Genomic DNA, 23310 nt, shown 5'->3' with positions numbered 1-23310 from the left:
GTGCGCAGGAAGGTACTGCTCCTGATCCTGGACGGGTGGGGTTGGCGCGAACAAAGCGAGAACAACGCTGTGCGGCTGGCGAACACCCCCAACGTGGACGCGTTGTGGGAGAAGTATTCGCACACGCTCATCGAGGCGTCGGGTCCCTGGGTGGGGCTGCCCGAGGGGCAGATGGGAAACAGCGAGGTCGGCCACCTCAACATCGGCGCCGGGCGGATCGTGTACCAGGACATCGTGCGCATCGATCGGTCGATTGCGGACGGGTCATTCCAGAAGATACCGGCGCTGCGCGAGGCGATGGACGCGCTTCGCCAGGGTGGCACGTTGCACTTGGTGGGACTCGTTTCCGACGGGGGCGTGCATAGCCACCAGCGACACCTGGACGCGCTGCTCGACATGGCGAAGGAGCGGGGCGTGGGCAATGTCATGGTGCATGCCATTCTCGATGGCCGCGACACCTCGCCCCATGGCGGCGAGGGTTATCTCAAACTCCTGGAGGAGAAGACCGCCGCGCTCGGCAACGCGCGCATCGCGACGATCATCGGACGCTACTACGCGATGGACCGTGACAAGCGTTGGGAGCGGACACGCAAGGCGTACGACCTGTACACGCTGGGCAAGGGGGAGCGGGCGACCGACGCGGTTGATGCGGTGAAGCGCTCCTACGCCGCGGGTGTCACCGACGAGTTCGTGGAGCCGGTGGCCATCGTGCCCCCCGGCGGGACGCCGGGTGTGGTGGCCGACGGGGACGTGCTGGTGTTTTTCAATTTTCGCGCCGACCGCGCGCGGCAGATCACGCACGCCTTCACCGATGAATCCTTCGACGGCTTCCAGCGCGATAAGAAGCCGAAGGTTGGATACGTGTGCATGGCGCGCTACTACGAGGATGGTTTCGACCTCCCGGTGGCTTTTCCGCCCGAGTCCCGCACCGACATCCTCGCCGATACCGCTGCCGCCGCCGGAATGAAGACGTTGCGCATCGCCGAAACGGAGAAGTATGCGCACGTGACCTACTTTTTCAACGGGGGCGAGGAGCACGAGTTCGGCGGGGAAACCCGGATTCTGATTCCATCGGCGAAGGTTGCCACCTACGACCTTCAACCGGAGATGAGCGCCAACGAGGTGTGCGATGCGCTCATCGCCGAACTGCGGGCCGACCGGCACGACTACCTGGTGTGCAACTTCGCCAACCCCGACATGGTGGGGCACACCGGCGTGCTGTCCGCGGCGATCACGGCGTGCGAGACGGTGGATGCGTGCGTGGGGCGGGTGATGGGCGAGCTGGATCTGAAGCGTTACGTGGCCATCGTCATCGCCGATCACGGTAACGCGGAACTGATGCTGGATCCGAAGACCGGTGGCCCGCATACCGCGCACACCACCAACCCCGTTCCCTGCATCCTGGTGGATCCGTCCTACCGCGGCGCGCTCATCTCCGACGGATCGTTGCGCGATATCGCGCCCACCATTCTGGACTATCTGGGTGTTCCGGTCCCGGCGGCCATGAGTGGCCGCGACCTGCGGGCAGCGCCCTAGGCGCTCGCGTCGTCTCCGGCGCTGCGCCGCGCCTCCAGCAACTCACGCAGTCCGTAGAAGGCGAGCAGGATGATCAGCGGCTCCATGGGCAGTCGTGCCTCGTTGCTCCCGCCCAGGAAACCGCGCAGGATGGCGTGACACGCGACGATGCCGGCCAGCACCACGGGCGCGCGTTGCCGCTTGCGCCACGCGAAAGCGACGCCGGCCGCGAAGAATGGCAGCAGCAGGCCGAAGCTGACGATGGTGGCCAGGTTGTGGCGCAGTGACCAGGCCGGTTCCGGGCGCAGACCGATGGCCGCATTGCCCGGCGCTTCGCGGAAGCGGGCGAAGCGCCAGTACTCGACGGTGTTGTGCACGAAACCGGGTGCGCCCTCGGGAGCGGCGCTGGCCCTGTCCTGCAGCCGGGCCGGGGAGGTATAGCGCGACGCCTCCAGGCTGACGGGAACGAAATCCCGGTAGACCACGTAATTGCGAATCGTCCATGGAACCGCCAGCACGAACACGGTGGCCAGGAAGAGGAACATATACTGGAGATTGAGGGCCCGGTGGTGGGTCGCGCGCAGCGCCAGGAACAGGACGATCACCGGCAGCATCAGGACGAACATCGGTTCGGTGTAAACCAGCAGAAGGTAGAGGAAACCCGACCACACCGCAGCGCGCATGCGGGAGAACACCTTCACCAGGGAATAGGTGAACCACACCACCATGAAGGTGGTCATCACGTCGCGCACCGCCAGGCCGGCGTAGTGGATCTGGCTGATGCTGCCACCCAGCCAGAGCGCCGAGGCGAGCCCCACCAGGCGCCCCAGCCGCTGCTCGCCGATGCGGTACAGGAACAGGGCTGTTCCCGCGCCGAGAACGGTATTGAGCAGCACCGCCGTCCACCACGACACCCCCGCCAGCTTGAACGCCGCGGCCAGCGCCATCAGGTAGCCGGGCGCGGCGGGAGAAAACGGCGTGGTGACCCAGTTCCAGTCCGGCACCATGCGCGCGGCCACCAGATAGGCGTAGGTCTCGTGCAAGGGGATGACGCTCGCATCGCCTCCCATCAGGGCCGCATACAGGATGCGGACGCCGAAGGCGAAGGAGAACAGGGCAAGCAGTGTTCTGCGGTCAGGGGTCAAGTGGCTGCACCTCGGCCCCGTTTCTCGCGGGGATGGCGGCAGTGTACGGGCCGGTTCCGCCGGGTGTCAACGAGCGCCGCAGGAGGGGAAGCCGACGGAGTTGCCGGTGCACGCGCGAATATGGTACGATCGATGCATTCCCGAGCCGCATATCGTGCGGTGTTTCCCGCGTGGTAACGCCCGTCGTGCCCATCTTTCATTAATCAGGAAAGCTCCAGGTAGGATCGACATGGCCATCCCGTTCCTCGACCTCAAGGCGCAGTACGCCTCCATCAAGCCCGAAATCGACGCCGCCATAGCGGGCGTGGTTGAGAGCTGTCACTTCATTGGCGGCGAAGCCGTTCGAGGTTTCGAGCGCAATTTCGCCCGCTACAGCGGCGCCGAGCACGGTGTTGGCAGTTGCAGCGGAACATCGGCCCTGCACCTGGCACTGCTCGGCGCCGGCGTGAAGCCGGGCGATGAGGTCATCACCGCCTGCAACACGTTCATTGCCACCACCGAGGCCATCACCCACGCGGGTGCGCGGCCGGTGCTGGTGGATGTGGACGAGGCGACCCAGTTGATAGATCCCGCCAGGATCGAAGCGGCCATCACGCCGCGCACGCGTGCCATCGTCCCGGTGCACCTCTACGGGCAGCCGGCGGATATGGATGCGGTGCGCGACATCGCCGCGCGCAGGAAGTTGCGCGTGGTGGCGGATGCGGCGCAGTCGCACGGCGCCGACATCGGCGGCGACCGCGGCAAGACGCTGGGCGATACCACCGCGTTCAGTTTCTACCCGGGGAAGAACCTGGGTGCGTACGGAGACGGCGGGCTCGTCGCCACCGACGATGCCGACGCGGCGTCGTTGATGCGCGCGCTCGCCGACCACGGTAGCCGCGAGAAGTACCATCATCTCTACGAAGGATGGAACTACCGGCTCGACGCCATGCAGGCGGCGGTGCTGGACGTGAAGCTGCGCCACCTGGAGGCATGGACGGAGGCGCGCCGCTCGCGCGCCGCGCGTTACGACCGGGCCTTCGCCGGCTCGGCGGTGGTCCCCATCAGCGCAACCGCGGGGCGGCGGCACGTCTACCATTTGTACGTGGTGCGGGTTCCGGATCGCGAGCGCACGCTCGCGCAGCTCAAGGAGAAGGGAATCGGTGCGGGAATCCACTACCCCATTCCCCTGCACCTGCAACCCGCGTATGCGTATCTGGGTCTGAAGCAGGGCGCGTTCCCGGTGGCGGAGAAGGTGGTAGCGAGCATCGTGTCGCTGCCGATGTACGCGGAACTCTCCGACGCCATGGTCGACGAGGCGGCCGCGGCGGTCATCGCGTCGGCGTCCTAGAAAGTTGCAGTCAGGCTGAACAGGTAGCGGAAGTCGACCGTGTCCGTTTCGGCGTTGACCTCGGGGTTGCTCACCCAGAAGGGCACGTCGAGGCGCCAGGTGAAATCCCAGAACGGCCACGCCACGTGTGAGCGGATGCCCACCCCCGCGTCCTGCAGCGTTGCATCCAGCACGCCGCCGTCCACCAGGGACTGCACGCGCCCGCTCGATGAAATCGGGTTGCTGGTGTCGAGAATCCAGCCCGCGTCGTAGAAACCGTACCACGACAACGTTCCCACCAGCTTTGCCGCCTTCTTCTCAAGACCGAACAGTTTCACGCGCGTGCCGAGTTCGCCGTTGAACGCCACCAGCTTGTTGACACCGAAGGTTCCATCGAAGTAACCGCGCAGGTTTCCATCCCCCGGTTCCAGGTAGTTCAGGTCCGGCGGTACCGCGCCCGGCGAACGCAGCCAGAACTTCTCTCCCTGCGCCACCGGACCCGCGCCCGCCAGGTTGAACCTTCTCTGGGTGGGCATGCCGCCGCCCCCGAAGCCGGCGAACAGACGCAGGCGCGTGTCCACGCCGCCCGTCACTTGCGGGCGCGAGTGCGTGGTGAGCGCCAGTTCGAGGCGTTCGTACTTGTAGTCGCCGCCGAACCAGCTGCGTCCCAGCCGCAGCCCGCCTTCGAGGCGTGTGGCGGCCACGTCGAGCTGCGGGTCCACCGAGTAGCCGAAGTACGGCCCGGTGTCGGCCTGCAACGTGTCGTAGATCTCGGGGCTCACGAGGTAGCGCGGTGCGCGCAACTCGTGGTAGCCGTACCCGATGAGGAACTCCTGGGTGGGTGGCTCCAGCAGTTTGGCGCGCCTGTTGAAACGGAAGTCCACGGTGGCCTGCTGGCGGCCTTCCATCTTGTAGCCCGCCACCCGGAAGGTCGAGTTGCTCTTGAACCAGTACTTGGGCTGCTCGAACGACGCCGAGAAGTCGAGGCGGTCCGACATGGCGCCGTAGTACAGGCCCAGCTGCAGGCGGCGTGACCAGCCGTGCATGCTGCCCGAGAAGTGATAGCCCACCTTGGCGCCGTCGACGTCGTTGTACCAGATGGCGGGGCGGTGCCGGATCTGATAGGCGTCCTCGGGATAGTAGTCGTTGTTGGGCCAGTCGAACTGCAGGTCCTTGCGCCGCGGCAGCACGTTGTCCGACAGGTTGCGGTCCATGATCTCGTTGTTCGGGTTGATCTCGACGCGCACGGGCTCGGCGGGAAGCTTCATGCGGCTGCGCATGGTGCGGTCGCGCGCGTCGAGACGCTCCGAGCGCACGCTGCCGTCGGGGAGCGTGTAGTCCACCTGGATGGGGCAGTAGAGTTCGCCGAGGCGGCGCACCAGGACCTCGGTGACGACGCCGCTCGAATCCGGCCGCGAGCCCACCTTTTCCAGCTGGTAGTCGACCGTCTTGGTGGTGTGCAGCCACTGCTCGAACTGGCGCGACAGGTCCCACTGCGTCACGTTCTCGCACACCTCGCGGAAACGATCCTCGTTGACGTGCTTGAACTGCCATTTGTCGAAGTAATCGTGCAGGATCTGCACGAACTTCTCGTCCCCGGCCACGAACTTGATGGTGTTGAGGGTGAGCGCGGCCTTGTCGTACACGTTGGCGCGGTATGAGTGGATGTAGTCCTCGGCGCGGAACGAGACGCGCTCGCCGTAGTGGCGGCGCTCCAGGTCGAACACGTTGCGCCGGTACTTCTCCCAGATGTTGTACTGGGGCGTGATGCGCTGGTAGAAGTTCCACTCGCTGGTATCACCCCAGGGTCCGTGGGTCTCGGTGTTGTACCACGCGGTCATGAAGGTCGCGAAGCCCTCGTCCAGCCACGCCTCCTCCCGCTCGTCGTTGGCGAGGATTCCGTAGAAGTACACGTGGCCGATCTCGTGCATCACCAGACCCTCGCTGGCGCGGCCGTCCATGACGAACATCGGGTACTCCATGCCGCCGCCGCGCAGCATCTCCGCCACCGTGATCTGCGGGTAGGGGTACCTGCCCACCTTGCTGCCGTACCACTTGATGGCGCGCACCGCGTGCGCCAGGGTGGAATCCTCCCAGGTCTTCGCGCTGGAGCGCCGGTAGGCGCTGCGGATTTCGATGCCGTCGAGCGTGGTGTCCTGCACGACGTAGCTGGGATCGGCGCACCAGGCGAAGTCGTGCACCCTCTGGGCGTGGAAATGCACGGTCTTGCTGCCGCCGTCCGCTTTGCGCCGGGGCGCGTTCTTCTCGTGCGGCGGGTTGTAGTCCCAGCCCGGGTCGCCGCTCTGCACGGTTCCGGTTGCGACCACGACGAAATGCGACGGCAGTTCGATGTGCACGTCGAAGGTGCCGAACTCCCCGTAGAACTCGCCGGTCATGAACTGGTCGGGGTGGAACCCCTTTTCATCGTACACGACCACCTTGGGGTACCACTGGGCGAAGTCGTAGTGATCCCCCTTGTAGCCGGAGCGGTCCGCGCCCTTGCGCACCTTGCCGTCGAAATCGAAGGAAATGGTCATCGAGTCGCCGGGCGCGAGGGGGCGGGGGAGGTCCATGTGCGCGAGGGTCCCCTCCACCGTCACCGTCACCGAGTCCGCACCCACGCGCACCCCGCGCAGGTCCAGCCATCCCTTGTGGTCCCCGGGGACGTCGCGCAGGGTCAGGTTGTACTTGCGATTCTCGTCCTTCTGGTAGGGGACGTTCTTGTCGCGAAACGCGTTGGGATAGAGGTGGAGGTAGAACTCGCGCAGCGTGTCCGGCGAGTTGTTCGCATAGACAATCGTCTCCGAGCCGGAAATCCACTTGCGCTCCGTGTCGAGCTGAACCCGGATGGTATAGTGGACGAACTGCTGAAAGTAGTCCGCCGCCGCGGCGGGCACCGCGCTCACAGCGGCGATCGCCGCGAGGCAAAACAGGACGACGCGTCGCAACTGTTCACTCCTTTGCAATGCGGGGGACGTTGGTGGTTGCGTCGCGCGTGACGGCACGCGCGGGCTCGACAGGTTAGCACGAAGTCCCGGTGCTGTGCCACCCTGGCACCGCGGGCTCAGCCGGGGGTCTCGTTGTCCTCCAGGATGGCGAACTTCTTCATGCGGTAGAGCAGGACGTGCCGGGGGACACCGAGGCGGCGCGCGGCGCGCGAACGGTTCCAGCCGGAGGCGCGCAGCGCCTCGACGACGGCATTGCGCTCGATTTCGTGCAGCGTCGGTGCGCCGGTGGCGGGCGCCTCGCGCGCCAGTTCCGCCAGCCGCCCGGCCACCGTGGCGGCGTCGATGGTGTTGCCACTGCGCATGAGGACGATGCGCTCGCAGAAGTTCTCCAGCTCGCGCACGTTTCCCGGCCAGGGGTAGTGCTCCAGCAGGCCCATTGCCTCCGCGGTGAGGGAGACGCCCGCGCCCGGCATGAAGCGGCGCAGAAAATGATCCACCAGCAGCGGGATGTCGCCGGCGCGTTCGCGCAGGGGCGGAACACGCACCGGGACCACGTTGAGCCGGTAGTAGAGATCCTCGCGAAACTCGCCCGCGGCCACGCGCGCGGCCAGCGGCCGGTTGGTGGCGGCGATGACGCGCACGTCCACCTCGATGGTGCGTTCGTCGCCCACGCGCTCCAGTTCGCGCTCCTGCAGAACACGCAGGAGTTTCGATTGCAGTTCGACGGGCATGGCGCCGATTTCATCCAGGAAGATGGTGCCGCCGTGCGCCAGCTCGAACTTGCCCGGCTTGTTGCGAATGGCGCCGGTGAAGGCGCCGCGCACGTGGCCGAACAACTCGCTCTCCAGCAGATCGCGGGGAATGGCGGCGCAGTTCAGCACCACGAGGCGCGCGCCGCGCCGCGGGCTGTTGAAATGGACGGCCTTGGCGATCAATTCCTTGCCGGTCCCGCTCTCGCCCGTAATCAGTACGGTCGCGTCGGTGGGTGCGACCTTGCGGAGCACGCCGAACAGGTCGGTGATGGCCGGCGAGAGTCCCACGATGCTTTCGAACCGAAAGCGCTCCTGGATGGTGCTGCGCAACTCCGCGTTCTCCGCTTCCAGGCGGTGGAGCTTGAGTGTCTTTTCCACCGTGTGCAGCAGGTCGTCGCGGGAGATCGGTTTGGTCAGGTAGTCCGCGGCGCCGCGCTTCATGGCGTCCACCGCGTTCTCCACCGAGCCGAACGCGGTCAGAATGACCACGGGCAGGGAAGGGTCGGCGGCCTTGATCTCGCCGAGCAGTTCCATGCCGTCCTTGCGCGGCATCTTGATGTCGCTGAGCACGAGGTCGGGACGCCGCTGCGCGATGGCGCGCGCGCCTTCGTCGGCCGACGCCGCCTTGTCCACCTGGTAGCCGGCCTCTTCCAGCATGAAGCCGAGCACCTTGCGGATGCTTTCGTCGTCGTCGATGATCAGAACGCGGTCGGCCATGGCGTTATTCCCCCGCCGGCAGAATGACGGAAATCGTGGTGCCCCCGAAGGGGCGGCTCCTCGCGTCGATCCAGCCGCCGTGCTCACGGATGATGCCGTGCGAGATCGACAGCCCCAGCCCGGTTCCGCTCTCACGCGTGGTGAAGAACGGGTCGAAGATGCGTGGCAGCACGTCCTCGGGAATGCCGGCGCCGGTATCGTGCACGCGCAGCGCCACGCAGGGCACGCCGTCGCGGTGCGTGCGCGCGGCGGAAATCTCCACGCGGCCGCCGTCCGTGCTGGCGGCGATTGCGTTCATCAGCAGATTGAGCAGGACCTGGTGCAGCTGTCCCTCGTCCGCCTGCAGCACGGGGAGATCGGCTTCCACGGAGCGCGCGATGCTGACGCCCCGCGCCGACGCGTCCAGTTCCATCTGCGCTGCGGCGCGCTCGACCGCCGCCGCGACGTCGACGGGCGCGAGTTCCGGCGGGCGCGGCCGGGCAAAGCCGAGGAAGTCGTTCACCACCGCTCCCAGCCGGAGCGATTCCTTGCGCAACACGTCGAACAACTCGCCTTCGCGCGTGCCGGCCGGCGCGCGGTCCCCCAGCATCTCCGCGGCGCCCTGGATGGAACCAAGCGGATTGCGGATCTCGTGCGCGAGTCCCGCTGCCATCTGGCCGAGCGACGACAGCCGTTCCTGCCTGGCGAGTTCGCGTTGCAGGGATTCGCTGCGCCGCCGCTCGCGCCACTGCCGCTCGATGAGGACGCCGGTCATGAGACCGATGGCCACGTAGAACACCATCTCGGTGTACTCGCCCAGCAGTGTGTGGTGGTCGGTGATGCCCTTCAGACGCGCGTAGGGAAGGGTGAGCAGGGTGATGGCCAGCGCGGTGATGAGCCCGCCGCGCACGCCGTACCAGACCGCCGCCAGAATGATGGGGATGTAGCACAGTCGCCCGTGGATGGCGTGCAGCACGCCGCCGTGGGAGTCGGGCACGAGGAGCCCGTAGTGGAACGAAACCGTCGCCGCGGTGATGGCCGCGATGAGGAGGATTCTCCAGCCTGGAATGGGTCGCGTCATGTGTGGAATATAGTCCAGTGGCTGTAGAATTTTCAACAATCTCTGTCCCACCCCCTGCCCGCCAGGCGCGCTGGCTTCATATTGGCCGGCCCGCCGCCGGTGACCGGTCAATTTGCATTTCCCGGCCGGTGCCGGCGCGGTGCCCTGGGCTTCCGCGTGATTCTCTTCCGCGGCCTGTAATTCCCGCCCAGCTTCCCCTGTAACAAACTTAGAAACAATAAGTTGCCATGATCCGCAGGGATACCCGCCGGGGCGCCATGCCACCCATGGGGGAACCATGCGCCCTTCTGTGGAATGGTCCTTGCCCTCTGCACCGTGAACCGCGGCCGGGGAGACCGGCGCGGACGCGCGGTCAGTTGCCGCGCGCTTGCCGGAGCGGAACCCCTCAGGGGGGTCACGCCGGCATTTCGTCTATTCGCGCCATCCAGGAGGTAGCGCCCATGCGTCGCGCCGTGATGTTGCTGACGATCTTCGCCGTCTTGTTCGTGGCCGGTGCCGCCATCGGTTCCGGTCCGCTGACGGGGAATATCGAAGCTTGGAAAGTGCTCGTCGCCGAGGAGACCGGCGAGGAGTTGTTCGTGCCCGCGGGAGAGGCTTCTCCCAGGGATCTCATCGAGTACCGCCTCACCTACGCCAACGGCGGAGAGACCGCGGTTCGCACGGTTTCGATCACCGACCCGATTCCGTCGGGAACCGAGTACGTCGTCCGCACGGCCACGCAGCCGGGTGGCGCCGCGGTCACGTTCAGCGTGGACAACGGCAAGACGTTTCATGCCTGGCCGGTTCGCATCCGCACGGTTGTCGACGGCAAGGAAGTGTGGAAGGACGCGCCCGCCAGCATGGTGACGCACGTCCGCTGGACCCTCAACGATGAACTCGAACCCGCGGAGCAGGTCACCCTGGCTTACCGCGCGGTCGTTCGATAGGAGGACGGAACAATGAACAAGCGCATTCTCTCGCTTGCCGTCCTCGCCCTCGTTATGGTGGCCATGTTTGCCGCCTCGGCGTTCGCGCAGACGACGCCGGCCGGCACGCAGATCCGCAACCGCGCCTCTGCCACCTACGAGGACCTGATCGGCAACACGTATACCTCGCTTTCCAATGAAGTGATCACGGTCGTCCTGCCCGTGTACAGCGTATCGATCCTGCCCGACGACTCCGGCGAGACCCCGCCGGTGACGCCGGCCATGGCGCAGAACGCCATTGGCGGGCAGACCGTGTACTACAGCTACACGCTCTCGAATACCGGCAACGACAACGACAGCTACACGCTGCAGCCGTTGATCGATGCCGCCAACACCACCATGATACTCGCGCTCTCGGGCGTGACCATCTATCACGACGTGAACGGCAACGGCGTTGTCAACGCGGGCGAGCCCGCGATCAGCGCAGGCGGTGTCCCGGGCGTGTTTGGGCCCATGGCGGCCGGCACGTCGGCGAACCTCATTGTCGCGTATACCGTGCCGGGCACGGCCACGGCGGGCCAGCTGGCCTACGTCGGCGTGCAGGGTACCTCGGTGGCGGACGCGGGTCAGGTTGACACGCGCAACTACCACCTCACCACCGTGGTCAACGACGCGGTGATGACCGCGAACCTGGCCGGCGCCCCCGCGCTGGTCTACGACGGTGATCAGATCACCTACACCTTCACCGGTTCCAACTCCGGCACCAACAGCGCGAACGGCGTCACGGTTGCTTCGGTGGCCCTGACCGGCGTTCTCATGTACGACATCATCCCGCTCAACCCGGCAAGCGGCAACCCGCTGGCGATCTTCGGAACACCCACTGGTTCGCCGGCCGGCGGCACCGTCCTCTACCTGCCCACCGGCAGCTCGACGGCGGGAAGCCCCGAGACCTGGGCGTGGGGCCTCGTGCCTGCGGCGGGTGACATCGCGGTGGCGTACATCGCCAACGGTGCCATCGTGGCGGGGCAGAGCTACTCGTTCCAGTACCAGGTGACGGTTCCGGTGGGCATGACGCCCGGTGTGCTCAACAACACCGCGGCACTCGCCTACGTGGACAACAGCGTGGTGACACCGGATCCGACCATCGTCACCTCCAACAACGCGCCGGTCACGGTCGGTACGCTGGCGACGGTGCTCATCGGTCCTGTGGGCAACCCGGGTGCCGGCACCGGTCCCGGTTTCGACGATGACGTGCAGACCATCGCCACCGCGTATGCCAATACGTCGGTGACGTTCGTCAACACCATCCGCAACGACGGCAACGCGGCCGACGTGGTCAACGTGCTGCTGGACGGCGCGTCCAACATCCCGGGTACGTGGTCGGTGTTGTTCTACCGCGCCGACGGCGTTACGCCGCTCGCGGACAGCAACTTCGACGGAACCCCGGACGTAGGCTCGCTGGCCCCCGGTGCGACGGCCGACATCGTCGTCCGCCTGGTGATTCCGGGCTCGCAGGGTGCGGGCGGTCCGTTCAACGCAGTCATCCTGGCCCGCTCGTCCAATGATCCGCTGGCGGACAACTTGACCACCGACAGCATTACCTCGGTGCTGCCGGCCAGCGTGGATATCGGTAACTATGACGGCGCCCCCGGGACGACCAACAACGTTGCTCGCAACCTGAACGCCAACCCGGGCGCGTCGGTCAACTTTGCGCTCGACGTGATCAACAACGGCGGTTCCAATGACAACTTCACGCTGTCGTCGGTCCTGCCGGGTGGCTGGACGGTCACCTACCACATCGACGCCAACGGCAACGGCATCCTCGACGCTGGCGAACTCACGCCGGTCGCCTCAACGGGGCCGGTGGCGGCGGGTGTTGAAATCAACCTGATCGCGCGCGTCACTGTGCCGGCGGCCACCGCGCCGGGGCTCAACAACGTCTCCTTCACAGCCACGTCCACGGTCAACGGCACCCAGAGCGACACCATCGTCAACACGGTGACGGTGAACACGCTCGCGTCGGTGTTGTTCGATCCGGACAACGCGGGCAATGCAACGGCCGGCGGTACCGTCACCTACGCGCACACCGTGACCAACACGGGTAACACGGGCGATACCTTCGACCTGACCTACGTCTCCTCGCAGGGCTGGGGCTACGTGTTCCTCGATGCGACCAGTACGCCCATCACGAGCATCCTGCTCGCGCCGGGTGCCAGTGCCAACATCAGCGTTCGACTCACGGTGCCCGCGGGCGCTTCGGTGGGAACGGTGGAGGTGGGCGTGCTGACCGCCACCGGCCAGGTGACGCTGGTGTTCGACAGCGCCACCGACGTTACCACCATCACCGCCGGCAACCTGAGCCTCACCAAGGTGGTCAGCCCCGCCGGCAACCAGGCCCCGGGTACCGATCTGACCTACACGGTCGACTACCAGAACCTGGGCAGTGCCTCGCTCACGTCGATCATCATCTATGACGCGGTTCCGACGTGGACGCAGTTCCAGGTGGGCTCGGAGACCTCCGGCACGGCGCCGGCATCGGTGACGGGTATCGCCATCGAGTTCTCCGACGACAACGGTGCCACGTGGGCCTACGCACCGGCGAGCGGCGGCGGTGGTGCGCCGGCCGGTTACGACGCCAACGTGACCAACGTGCGGTGGGTGTTCACGGGAAATCTCCTCGCGGGCGGCAGTTCGACCGCGGGTGTGGGGTTCACGGTGCGCATCCAGTAGACAATCGGACGCTTTTCATAAGAAAGCGGTCTTCTTACTCGGTCGCGTACGCGGGTGGAGCCTTCCAGGCTCCCCCGCGTGCGGCGGCCGAAACGCGTTACTAGAGATGAAGTGCAACGAGGGGCAGAATCGCAGGCGGAAGACGCCAGAAACAGCGGCGGCGGGGCTCGCCGTTTTTCGTTTGAAGGCAACCGCTTACGCCGTTTCTATCCTCGCCGTTCTGACCCCGCTGGTGCCGTGGTCCGCCGCACGCGCCCAGGTAACCCCGGCCGGCACCAACGTCGTCAACACCGCCACCGCCGACTACACGAACGCCTCCGCGAACGACTTTTCGCTGTCCAACAGCGTCAACACGCGCGTGCTGGAGACGTATCTGCTGCGTGTCGGGCCCGGGGGCACAGTGGCGGCGCCGGCGTTCCAGCTTTCCGCCGCTCCCGGTGACACCGTCTACTGCCGGCTCACGCTGGACAACCTGGGCAACGCGCCCGACTCCGCGTCGATGGCCGCGGCCAATCTTCCGCCGTCGTCGTTCGTGACGCCGGGCGTGATCTTCTTCTTCGACGGCAACAGCAACGGGCGCTTTGACCCGGGAGAGAACGACCCGGCATTCCTCTCGCTGCTCGCGGGCATGTCGACACCGGTGGACGTGGGCATCGTGGTGCCGGCATCGAGCAGGGGAACCGCATTTGTCGAGTTGCGCGCCACGTCGGCGGTGGATCCCAATGCGCCGCTCGCGCGGCGCAAGCTCCTTGCGCCAACCACCGACGCGACCGTGGTGAGTGTCACCAGCCTGGCGGGGCCCGCGCTGGTGTTCATCGGGCCCGCCGGCAATCCGCGCGCGCTTCCCGGCGGCGAGGGATCACCCGACGACGCGATCGGCGCGGCCGTGGGCCTGTACGACGAATCGGTGGCGTTCAGTGCCGACGTCGAGAACGCCGGCAACGCGGACAGCGTGGAGGTCTTCCTGGCCAACGGCGTCGTGTTGCCGCCCGGTGTAACCCTCGCGTGCACGGATTCGGCCGGCGTGCAGTATCCGGCGTCGCCGCGGCCCGGCCGCTTCAGCATCGGTGCACTGGCGGCCGGTGAGGTGCGCCTGGTGCGGCTGGTGGTGGCGAGCCCCGGCACGCCGCTGCGGGTAGTGATGGGGCCGATGACGAGTGTCCTGTTCAGCGCGCAGTCGCGGGCCGACACCAACGCGGTGAACAGCGTGCGCGGCGAGATGACCGTGGAACGGGCGCCCGATGCGTACGCCATGCTCGGCCTGGAGCAGACCTTCCGTCAGGCCACGGGTTCGCTGGGCGAAGTGGTCACCATGGTCGTCACCGCCAGCAACCGCACCGACTCGGTGCGCGTGGACCAGGTGGTCGTCTCGGAAGACGCGCCCGCGGCGCTCGACTTTGTCGCGGGGACCGGTGTGACGCAGTCCGGCGGCCAGCTCGCCTGGGCGGTGGGCACGCTTGCACCCGGTGAATCGAAGAGCACCGCGATCAAGTTTGTCGTGAACAGCCGCGAGTCCAAGGGCTGGGCGCGGGTGGCGGGCATCGCCGCGGGCCAGGCGCAGACCGGTGGAAGCGCACGCACCGGCCAGGTGGTGGCGGCGATCCGCATCGACAACGAGGAAATCGGGATCGAGGGATTCGTGCTGGGCGACGTGTGGATCGACGACAACGAGGACGGCCGCCGCGACGAGGGCGAAGCCGGCGCGGGCAACGTGTCTGTCTACCTCGAGAGCGGCGAGTACGCGGTGACCGACTCCGCGGGCGTGTTCTCCATTCCCCACGTGTTCGAGGGCTGGCGCGTGGTGCGGCTGGACGAGAGCACGCTCCCCGCGGGCACCGAGCTGGTGCGCCCGCCGGTCACGGAATCGCACGTGCAGCGCCCCAACGAACGCCTCGTACACCTGATTGCGCCGGCGCACGTGCGCGTGGCCTTCCCGCTGCGCAGGCCGGTGGTCCCGCCGGTGGCGCGCACCGCGTCGCTGGTGTGCGAAGAGCACGTGACCGTGGTGCCGCGCCCCCGCACCGGCCCCACCTTCACCCTGCCCAGTTCGCAGTTCGCGCTGGGCAAGGCGACACTGCTGTTTGGCGCGCGCTCCCAGCTGCTGCCGGTGGCGCTGTTTCTCGTCGATCATCCGGGGTTCACGGCGCTGGTCGAGGGACATACCGACAACCTGCCCGTGCGTTCCGGCCCGTTCGCGTCCAACCAGGAGCTCTCGGAGGCGCGCGCGGAGGCGGTGCGCGACGTGCTGGTTTCGATGGGCGTTCCCACGTCGCGCTTCCTGGTGCTTGGCTACGGCGACACGCGGCCCATCGCCAGCAACGCTACCGCCGATGGCAGGGGCATGAATCGCCGCGTCGACGTGAGCGTGATCCCGCCCGCCAATAACTCGCTCGACCCCGCGCTGCGCATCGGTACGGCCATTCGTGATCTTTCCGAACTGCCCGACTCGGTGGGTGCGACGGTGCGCTGGGGGCTCACCACCACCTCGGAGCGCGCGCAGAGCGCGGTCCTGCGCCTGAGCATTCCGGCCGCGCTGAAGGTGGCGCGCGTGGGTGTGACGCTGGACGGCGTGCCGGTAACGGAAACCGGCGGCGAGTTCGTCATCGACGAACTCGCGCGCGGGAGCAGCGTCGATTGCGTGGTTGCGTTCATGGTGGCGGAGGCGGATACCCAGTTGATCCGCGACATCGCGGCCGTCGTGCGGCTGGATGACGCCGCCGCGCCGTCCGATTCGACGCGGCGCACCATCACCATCGCGCCCCGCGACTCGCGCACGAGCATCGCGCAGGTGCAGGCCGCCACCTGGACGGAACGGGTTCCCGCGTCCGCGGCGGGTACGGCACCGCCCGCCCCGCTGGTGCCCCCGGGAGACCCCGCGCCGGCGCCGCACGAGGGGGTCGTCTCCATCCTCGACCCGCTCAACGGCTTCGTTGCGGTGGATCGCGACCAGGTTTCGGTGCACGCACGCCACCCGCTGGGAAGCCGCGTGTCGCTCCTTGTCGACGGCGAGTCCATCGGTGAGGAGCGGGTGGGGCAGCGGACGGTGGACGTTGCGCACCAGGAGGAAACCACCACGTGGTACGGCGTGCGTTTGCGCGGGGGATGGAACGTGATCGTGGTACGCGCGTCGTTGCTACGCGGCGGCGAGGCGACGGACACCGTGCGCGTGGCGCTGTCCACGAAACCCGCGGAGATCGTGCCGCTGGATAACAACACGCTGATCGCCGCCGACGGACGTTCGACGGCGACGCTGCGCTTCGCGGTACGGGACGGATTCGGCCTGCCGGTGATGGACGGCTTCATCGTGGATGTGGTGGAGGGTGCGGACCTGACCACGGCGCAAGACGCGCGGCCCGAGCAGCGCGGGCTGCAGGTCGCCACGCGCGAGGGAATCATCGCGGTGCCGTTGCGACCGCGCCACCAGACCGGTGCCGGTCGCGTGGCGGTGGAGTCCAGCGGGATGCGCGCGCAGATCGAGGTGGCCTTCGTCAACCCGCAACGGCCGTTGCTTGCCACCGGTATCGTCGACGTCAAGATGGGCGCGTATCACACCCACGGCGAGGGCAGCGGCGACGGGGTGGAGAACTACCGCGACGGGTTCGACGCCGAGGCGGAAGCGCGCGCGTTCGTGCAGGGTGCGGCACCGGGCGGGGTGCGCGTGACCGCGCGGCTCGACACGCGCAAGCGCTACGACGACCCGCTGCGCAAGCAGCCCGACCCGGAGAAGCAGTACCCGATCTACGGCGACGCATCCACCGTGCAGTACGCGGCGCCGGCGCGCGGCGGCAACTACGTCTCGCTGGATCGTGGCCAGTCGTTCCTGCGCTACTCGGACTTCCAGACCCCCATCGACCGGGGCGAGTTCCTCACCTACCACCAGGTGGTGACGGGATTGTCTGGCGGCGCGGTGGACGGTCCCAACCAGTTCCGGGCCTTCCTCACGCAGACCGATCTGGTGACGCGCACCGACGACATTCCCGCGGACGGCACCAGCGGGTTCTACTACCTGTCGGCCGCGCCGCTGGTGGAGAACTCCGAGCGGGTGATCGTAGAAACGCGCCAGCGTTACCAGTCCGAGAAGGTGCTGGAGGCGCGGGTGATGATGCGGCGCCGGGACTACATCATCAACCCGTACGACGGATCCATCCTGTTTATGGAGCCGGTGGCGGTGACGGATCGCGATCTCAATCCCAACGTCATCGTGGTGACCTACGAAACCGAAACCGGCGCCGCCGACGTGTACATGTTTGGTGCGCGCGGCGACGTGGTGCGCGGCAACCGCTACCGCGCGGGCGTCACGGCGGTTGCCAACGCGGGCGATGCGCCGGGCTACGCGCTGTACGGCGTGGATGGGGAGGCGCGCATGCACGGTTTCCGCCTGGCGGGCGAGTTTGCACGCAGCGAGGACGACCTCACCGGGAGCGGCAACGCGTTCAAGATGAGCGCGGGCGGACAGCGCGGCATGTCGAAGCTCGACGTGTACCTGCGCCGCGTCGACGGCGACTTCTCCAACCCGTCGTTCCGCGGCTCCGACAGCGAACTGGCGAGCCTCAAGGCAGGGTTCGAGGGCCGCCTCGCGGGACGCGGCGCGCTCGCACTCAACGCCGACGGATACTCGCACGAGTTGCAGCGCACCGGCGAGCGCCGTGGCACACTGCGCTCCACCGTGGACTATCGACGCCGGCTGGTGGAAATGTCCGCGGGTCTGCGCCTGGCGCGACACGACCAGCCGCAGGACGACAGCCAGGGGTTGCTGTCCCTGCTGGGGGTCGCGCTGGGAAGCCGTAGCGGCACGGGCCTCGCGACCACGTGGGAGCAGAACCTCGGCAACGAGATCGTGGACGACTATCCGAACCGCCTGCGCACCACCCTGGGCGTGCCGCTCTCGCAGCGCTTCCGCGCGGTGGTCACGCACGAGTACCTCACCGCGACCGGGCGCTCCACCACCAACCAGGTGACGGCGGGACTCGAGGGTACCACCGCGGGCGGCACGCAGGCGTACACGCGCTACGCCCTGGACCGCGCGGCGGGCGACGCGCGCATGGGCGCGGTGAGCGGAATCCGGCAGCCGCTCACGCTGGGGCGCTACACCGGCGCCACCCTCGGAATCGAGACATTCAGTTCGCTCTCAGGCCGCCGCGACGAGGAGTACGTATCCCTCACCACCGGGCTGAGTGCGCGCCGGCCGGGGCGCTACTTTGTCGACGGCGGGTACGAGTACCGCTGGGAACGCCCCGGCGACAAGCACCTGCTGCGCATCGCCGCCGCGCAGCAACTGGGCGGGGGGTTTGCCTGGCTGGCCAAGAACATCCTCGCGCTCAACAGCGCGGCGCAGAACCGGGACGGCACGCAGTGCTACACCACGCTGGCTGGCACCTACCGCTCGCCGTACGCGCCGTTGCAGTCGCTGGCCATGGTCAAGAGCTACTACGACCGCTACACGCCGGTGGATCCGGACGCGATTCGCTGGCGCGTGGTGGGGTCGGCCGACGTGAACATGCTGTTCAATCCCGAGCACGAGGTGCGCCTCAAGTATGCGTACAAGCACGTGGAGGACTGGAGCTACGGCGTGTCGCTACACACCAACACCGATCTCGCGCTCGCGCAGTACATATGGCACTTCGGCCGCGGGTGGGACCTCGACCTGTGGGGCCGCACGGTGGTGCTGCGCGGCGGCGGATCGTCGCAGTCGGGGGCGGGCATCGAGATCGGCCGCATGGTGTACCGTTCGGTGCGTCTCGCCGCCGGCTACAGCGCGAACGGCTTCAATGATCCCGACATCACGGGGACCGACGCGTGGAGCGACGGATTCGGCATTCGCATCCAGATGATCCTGTCGGACTGGATGCTCTCCGACTTTGAGAGGTTGAAGTGATGAAGCGCCTTCTGTTCTGCATCCTGACGGCGCTGGTCGCGCTCACGCTCCCGGTTGCTTCCCTGGCCGGGGAGCTGGTGGTCAACGGCGGCTTCGAGACGGGCACGTTTGGCTCCTCGTGGGTGCACGGCGCCTTCCGCGGCGGCACCAACAACGCGACCTACGCCGACCACTCGGTGCAGCCGGACATGCCGTACTCGGGCAGCTATTCGGCGCTGCTCGGTTTCAAGTACGTGGGTCAGATAACGGACACGCACGCGTACATGTACCAGACGGTCAGCATCCCGGCCGGCGTGTCCAGCGCGGTGCTCAACTTCAAGATCCGCATGCAGGGCTACGATAGCGACTACTACGACCCGTTCTACGCGGACATCCGTTCCACCAGCAACACGGTGCTGCGCCGCGTGCTGCTGTACGCATTCAGCGAGTGGAACGACATCTACAAGGACAGCGGCTGGCTCAGCGACGACAACGTGCTGCCGGTGTCGCACGATGTGATTGCCTACGCCGGCCAGACCGTCCGGCTGTACTTCGAGCAGGCCAACCTGTTCGACAACCTCTACGAGACGTGGACCTACGTGGACGACGTGTCGCTGATCTACCGCATGTGGGTCGACCTGGCGGTAGACGGCAACGGCGACGACGTGTTTGGCGCGCTGGGGAGCGGCAACGGCGGTCTCTCGACCCGGAGCGCGATTGCCGGCGATACCCTTACTTATGACCTGCGCATCGAGAACGAGGGGACGGTGGCGGACACCTACCGGCTCACATCGACGTTGCCAGCGGGCTGGACGGCCTGGTTGAAAATCGGGGCAACCACGCAGGCGCTCCCGTACGTCATGCCTTCGCTGGCGCCGGGCGCGTCGGTGACCTACAAGGTGCGCGTGCGCGTACCGCCGGGGACCGCGGCGGGCACCTATGACACGGTCGTCAACGCGCAGAGCACCGCGCAGTCCAGCCGCGTGGACAGTGCGCGCCTGCGCGCCATCGTGACCGCCGCCACCTACGGCGCGGACCTCACCATCGACGGCAACGGCGTGGGTGCGGTGGGTCCCGGCGGTGCGGGCGGCTTTGGTTTGAAGACATCCGCGTGGGGCGTTCCCGCCACGTTCGCACTGCAGCTCAAGAACACCGGCACCGCGGCGGGCGCGTACACGGTGTCGTTTACCAGCGATGCGGGTCTGGCCGCGTCGGTGGTCTACAACGGCACCACGTACACGGGCTCGTTTACGACCCTCAGTATCCCGGCGGGCGGCAGCGCGGCCATGACGCTGCAGATGCAGGTGCCGTCGCCCAACCGCGGGGACGACTACGACCTCTACCTCACCGCGGCCTCCACGGTGGACGCCAACAAGCTCGACTCCGTGCACGGCATCCTTCGCCTGCTGGAACCGCGCGTCGACATGATCATCTCCGCCAACGGCAACGACGTGTACGGCGCCAGCGGCACCGGTGCCGGCGGCGGCAGTTCGAACGCCGGCGAGCGCGGCGCCACGGTGACATTTCCCATCACCGTGCAGAACGAGAGTGCGCTCGCGGATTCCTTCTCGCTCTCGTGGACGCCTCCCGCCGCCGGGTGGACGGCGACCATCACCATCAACGGCGTCAACCGTGCGTTGCCCACGGTTACCCCGACCATCGCCGGCGGCGCGCAGGCGTTCTACACCTTGCGCATCCAGATTCCCGCGGCCGCCGCGTTCGGAACCTACCAGTCGATCCTGAACGCCGCGTCCCGGGTGGCGTCCGTGGTCACGGAGAGCGTGTCGGCCTCGGTCAGCGTGGCGAGCGCCAACGAGATGGACGTGCTGATCGACGGCCAGGGCGCCGCCATCTACGGTCCCATCAACACCGGGCTGGGCGGCACGTCGGTGCGGACGGTCAACCCCGGCGCGACCGTGATCTACCAGGTTGAAATCCGGAATGTCTCGGGCACCAACGGATTCGACGTCACCTGGACCGCTCCCGCGGGCTGGGACGTCACCTTCAACGGCGGCTACCTGCCGCTGACCAACATTCCGGCGGGCACATACCCGCTCCGCGTAATCGTGCCCGCCGGTTCGATGGGCGGCACCTTCGATGTCATCGTGAACGCCCGCAAGAACAGCAAGCAGTTCCTGCTGGACAGTGTGACCGGGCGCCTGGTGGTAGTACCGCCCGCGATCGTCGACGGCCTGATCGACGGCAACGGGCACAACGTGTTCGGCGCCATCGGCAGCGGCGCGGGCGGAAGTTCACTCCAGATCACGCCGGCGCCCGCGACACTCAATTACACCGTGGAGCTGCAGAACCACGGGCCCAGCGCGGACTCGTATCGCGTGCAATGGAACGCCATTCCCGCGTGGACCGCGCGTTTCAACGGATCACCCTCGCCGTTCGTTACCGGGAGCATTCCCGCCGGCGCGGTGCGGCTCTACACGTTCAGCGTGACGGTTCCGGCGGGCGAGAGCATCGCCTCATTCCAGTACATCCTCGACATCACCTCGCAGAGCAGTCCGGGCTCGTTCGAGAGTCTGGCCGCGCGCATAAGCGTCGTGGGCCCCCCGCGCCCCGATTACGCCATCGACGGCAACGGCTTTGGTGTGTTCGGCGCCGCCGGAACCGGGCTGGGCGGGCGTTCGATACGCGGTGCGGCGCCGGGCTCGGTATTCACGGCGGCGCTGGCCCTGCGCAACGCCGGTTCGTTCCCGGACTCATTCCGCGTGCAGTGGACCCCTCCGGCGGGCTGGGCGGCCAGCAGCATTACCGTCGGCGATTCGCTGGTGACGCACACGGCGCCGTTCTGGAGCCGCCTGCTCAACCCGGGCCAGTCCATCAACTACATCGTCAGGGTGGACGTACCGGTCTCCGCGAACGGCGCCCACGTGGCCATCATCGACGCCGTTTCCAGCCGGCCGCCCAACCTGGCCGAGAGCGCGGCGCTCACCACGGAGACGCGCGCACTGGTGCGCGGAACCGTCTTTGACGACCGCAACCACGATGGCGTATTCGGTGCCGGCGACGTGGGGCTCGGCGGCGTGCTGGTGCGGGAGAATCGCAGCGGCACGGCCGTGGTAACGCTCGGCGACGGCACCTACAGGATGCTCGTGCACTCCGACAGCCTTGTTGTTGCCGAACAGAACCCCTCCGGTTTCGCGTCGCTAACGCCCGACATCGTGTCGACCGGGGTGGTGGCGTCCGGCGACAGCATCACGGTGAACTTTGCGGACGTCGGGGTCATCACCATTACCAACGGCGGCACGATCAGCGGTCCGGCGGGCGGGGCGGTGGACTTCGCGCACCGTGTGGATGCGCGCACCGCGGGCCACGCGGACATCGTTGCCGCGGGTGACTCGGCATTCACGCGTGTGTGGTACGTCGATGTGAACGGCAACGGGCTCGTGGACGGAGCGGATCGTCCCCTGGTGCCGGCAGACGGCGACCTCGATCCCGCCGGCCCGGGCGGTGGCGTGCTCAACCTGATCCTGCGCGTGTTCGTGCCCGCGGGAGCGTTGCCGGGTGCCACCGCCACGTTCACAATCACCGTCACCCAGACCGTTTCGGGGACGCCGCTCGTTCTCACCGCTACCGCCGGCGACGCGATTCTGGTGACGCCGGGTTTTGGTAAGCTCTCGATCGAGAAGTCACTCGACCGCACCGATGCTCTGCCGGGCGACGTGATCACGTACGCGGTTCGGCTGGCCAACGTCGGCGCGGACAGCCTGGCCAACGTGGTTCTGATCGACCCGGTCTCGCAGTGGTTGGACGTGGAGCCGGATGCTTTTGGCGCCGGGCTCGACCTGCGCTGGCAGCCGCCTGCGGGCGCTCCCGTCTTCCTCACCTTCGACCCGGGTGACGCGGACGAGGCCCAGTTCACCCCGCTGGATCACACGCTGCGCGTGCTCTTCTCCAGGAACGCGCCGTTCTACCTGGCGCCGGGGCAGGCGGGCGTCATCACGTACCGGGTGCGCGTGCGCTGACGGCGCCCGCTGGGCCCCGGCGGGACAACCCGCCCAAAAGCCAGTGGCACGCAGCCGCGGTATACGCTAGTATCCGCCTGAAATCCCGACACATAACCGGTTCTTTCGTGAACCGCCGGAGGGCTGCACCGTGCGGGACGAATTTCAATAAAAGGACAAAATGGAGGTTCCGATGTCTAACAGCGAGTTCACGCCGAAGGTCGGCCTTGACGCCGTCGGCCTGACCAACCTGGGCGGCGTGATGTGGAACGCAACGCCGGCGACCCTCTACGAGGAGTTCGTGATGAACGGCGAGGGGCTCATCGCGGCCGACGGCCCGATGTGCGCCGAGACGGGGAAGTACACCGGTCGCAGCCCGGAGGACAAGTTCGTCGTCGAGGAGGCGTCGAGCAAGGACA

11 protein-coding genes are annotated in these 23310 nt (G+C 67.3%); 7 read left to right on the top strand and 4 right to left on the bottom strand.

Features of this window, described 5'->3' with window-relative positions:
• Complete coding sequence (gene gpmI / locus OEX18_09250) at positions 1-1536, top strand: 2,3-bisphosphoglycerate-independent phosphoglycerate mutase (protein ID MDH4337442.1); 1536 nt, start codon at positions 1-3, stop codon at positions 1534-1536.
• On the opposite strand, the gene OEX18_09245 is transcribed toward gpmI, so the two are convergent.
• Positions 1533-2660, bottom strand: coding sequence for a glycosyltransferase family 39 protein (locus OEX18_09245; GenBank protein ID MDH4337441.1), 1128 nt, complete (start codon positions 2658-2660; stop codon positions 1533-1535). The two genes, gpmI and OEX18_09245, sit on opposite strands and share 4 nt — an antisense overlap.
• A gap of 229 nt (positions 2661-2889) precedes the next feature.
• Here OEX18_09245 and OEX18_09240 point away from each other — a divergent pair, with 229 nt between their 5' ends.
• Positions 2890-3990 (top strand): DegT/DnrJ/EryC1/StrS family aminotransferase, encoded by a 1101-nt coding sequence (locus tag OEX18_09240; GenBank protein MDH4337440.1) that lies wholly within the window; start codon positions 2890-2892, stop codon positions 3988-3990.
• Here OEX18_09240 and OEX18_09235 read toward each other — a convergent pair.
• The 3 genes from OEX18_09235 to OEX18_09225 all read right to left on the bottom strand — a co-directional run bounded on the left by OEX18_09235 (position 3987) and on the right by OEX18_09225 (position 9446).
• Positions 3987-6917, bottom strand: coding sequence for a M1 family metallopeptidase (locus tag OEX18_09235; GenBank protein ID MDH4337439.1), 2931 nt, complete (start codon positions 6915-6917; stop codon positions 3987-3989). The two genes, OEX18_09240 and OEX18_09235, sit on opposite strands and share 4 nt — an antisense overlap.
• A 116-nt stretch (positions 6918-7033) precedes the next feature.
• Positions 7034-8386, bottom strand: a complete 1353-nt coding sequence (locus OEX18_09230; protein MDH4337438.1) for a sigma-54 dependent transcriptional regulator — start codon at positions 8384-8386, stop codon at positions 7034-7036.
• 4 nt (positions 8387-8390) lie between these two features.
• Positions 8391-9446 (bottom strand): ATP-binding protein, encoded by a 1056-nt coding sequence (locus OEX18_09225; GenBank protein MDH4337437.1) that lies wholly within the window; start codon positions 9444-9446, stop codon positions 8391-8393.
• Positions 9447-9886: 440 nt separating this feature from the next.
• Between OEX18_09225 and OEX18_09220 the strand changes: the two genes are divergently transcribed.
• From OEX18_09220 to OEX18_09200, 5 genes are all read left to right on the top strand, one after another.
• Positions 9887-10372, top strand: a complete 486-nt coding sequence (locus OEX18_09220) for a hypothetical protein (GenBank protein MDH4337436.1) — start codon at positions 9887-9889, stop codon at positions 10370-10372.
• Positions 10373-10384: 12 nt separating this feature from the next.
• Positions 10385-13081, top strand: a complete 2697-nt coding sequence (locus OEX18_09215; GenBank protein ID MDH4337435.1) for a hypothetical protein — start codon at positions 10385-10387, stop codon at positions 13079-13081.
• A 181-nt stretch (positions 13082-13262) separates the two neighbouring features.
• Entirely contained in the window at positions 13263-18956 is a 5694-nt protein-coding gene (locus OEX18_09210) for an OmpA family protein (GenBank protein MDH4337434.1), read from the top strand.
• Positions 18956-22912: an NEW3 domain-containing protein gene (locus OEX18_09205; protein MDH4337433.1), complete on the top strand. Its 3957-nt coding sequence runs from the start codon at positions 18956-18958 to the stop codon at positions 22910-22912. The genes OEX18_09210 and OEX18_09205 overlap by 1 nt, the downstream gene beginning before the upstream one ends.
• A gap of 172 nt (positions 22913-23084) precedes the next feature.
• Positions 23085-23310: phosphoenolpyruvate carboxykinase (ATP) (locus OEX18_09200; GenBank protein MDH4337432.1), on the top strand; the 226-nt coding region annotated here is incomplete at its 3' end.

It is taken from the genome of Candidatus Krumholzibacteriia bacterium, assembly GCA_029865265.1.
In the GTDB taxonomy this organism is placed as follows: Bacteria; Krumholzibacteriota; Krumholzibacteriia; order WVZY01; family JAKEHA01; genus JAKEHA01.
Note: the sequence above shows the minus strand (reverse complement) of the source record. Positions and strands in the feature narration are given on the sequence as shown.

Coding starts and splice junctions, on each gene's coding strand:
- OEX18_09225 (MDH4337437.1), bottom strand. CDS start 9,446: ATGACGCGACCCATTCCAGGCTGGAGAATCCTCCTCATCGCGGCCATC.
- OEX18_09220 (MDH4337436.1), top strand. CDS start 9,887: ATGCGTCGCGCCGTGATGTTGCTGACGATCTTCGCCGTCTTGTTCGTG.
- OEX18_09240 (MDH4337440.1), top strand. CDS start 2,890: ATGGCCATCCCGTTCCTCGACCTCAAGGCGCAGTACGCCTCCATCAAG.
- OEX18_09230 (MDH4337438.1), bottom strand. CDS start 8,386: ATGGCCGACCGCGTTCTGATCATCGACGACGACGAAAGCATCCGCAAG.
- OEX18_09215 (MDH4337435.1), top strand. CDS start 10,385: ATGAACAAGCGCATTCTCTCGCTTGCCGTCCTCGCCCTCGTTATGGTG.
- OEX18_09205 (MDH4337433.1), top strand. CDS start 18,956: ATGAAGCGCCTTCTGTTCTGCATCCTGACGGCGCTGGTCGCGCTCACG.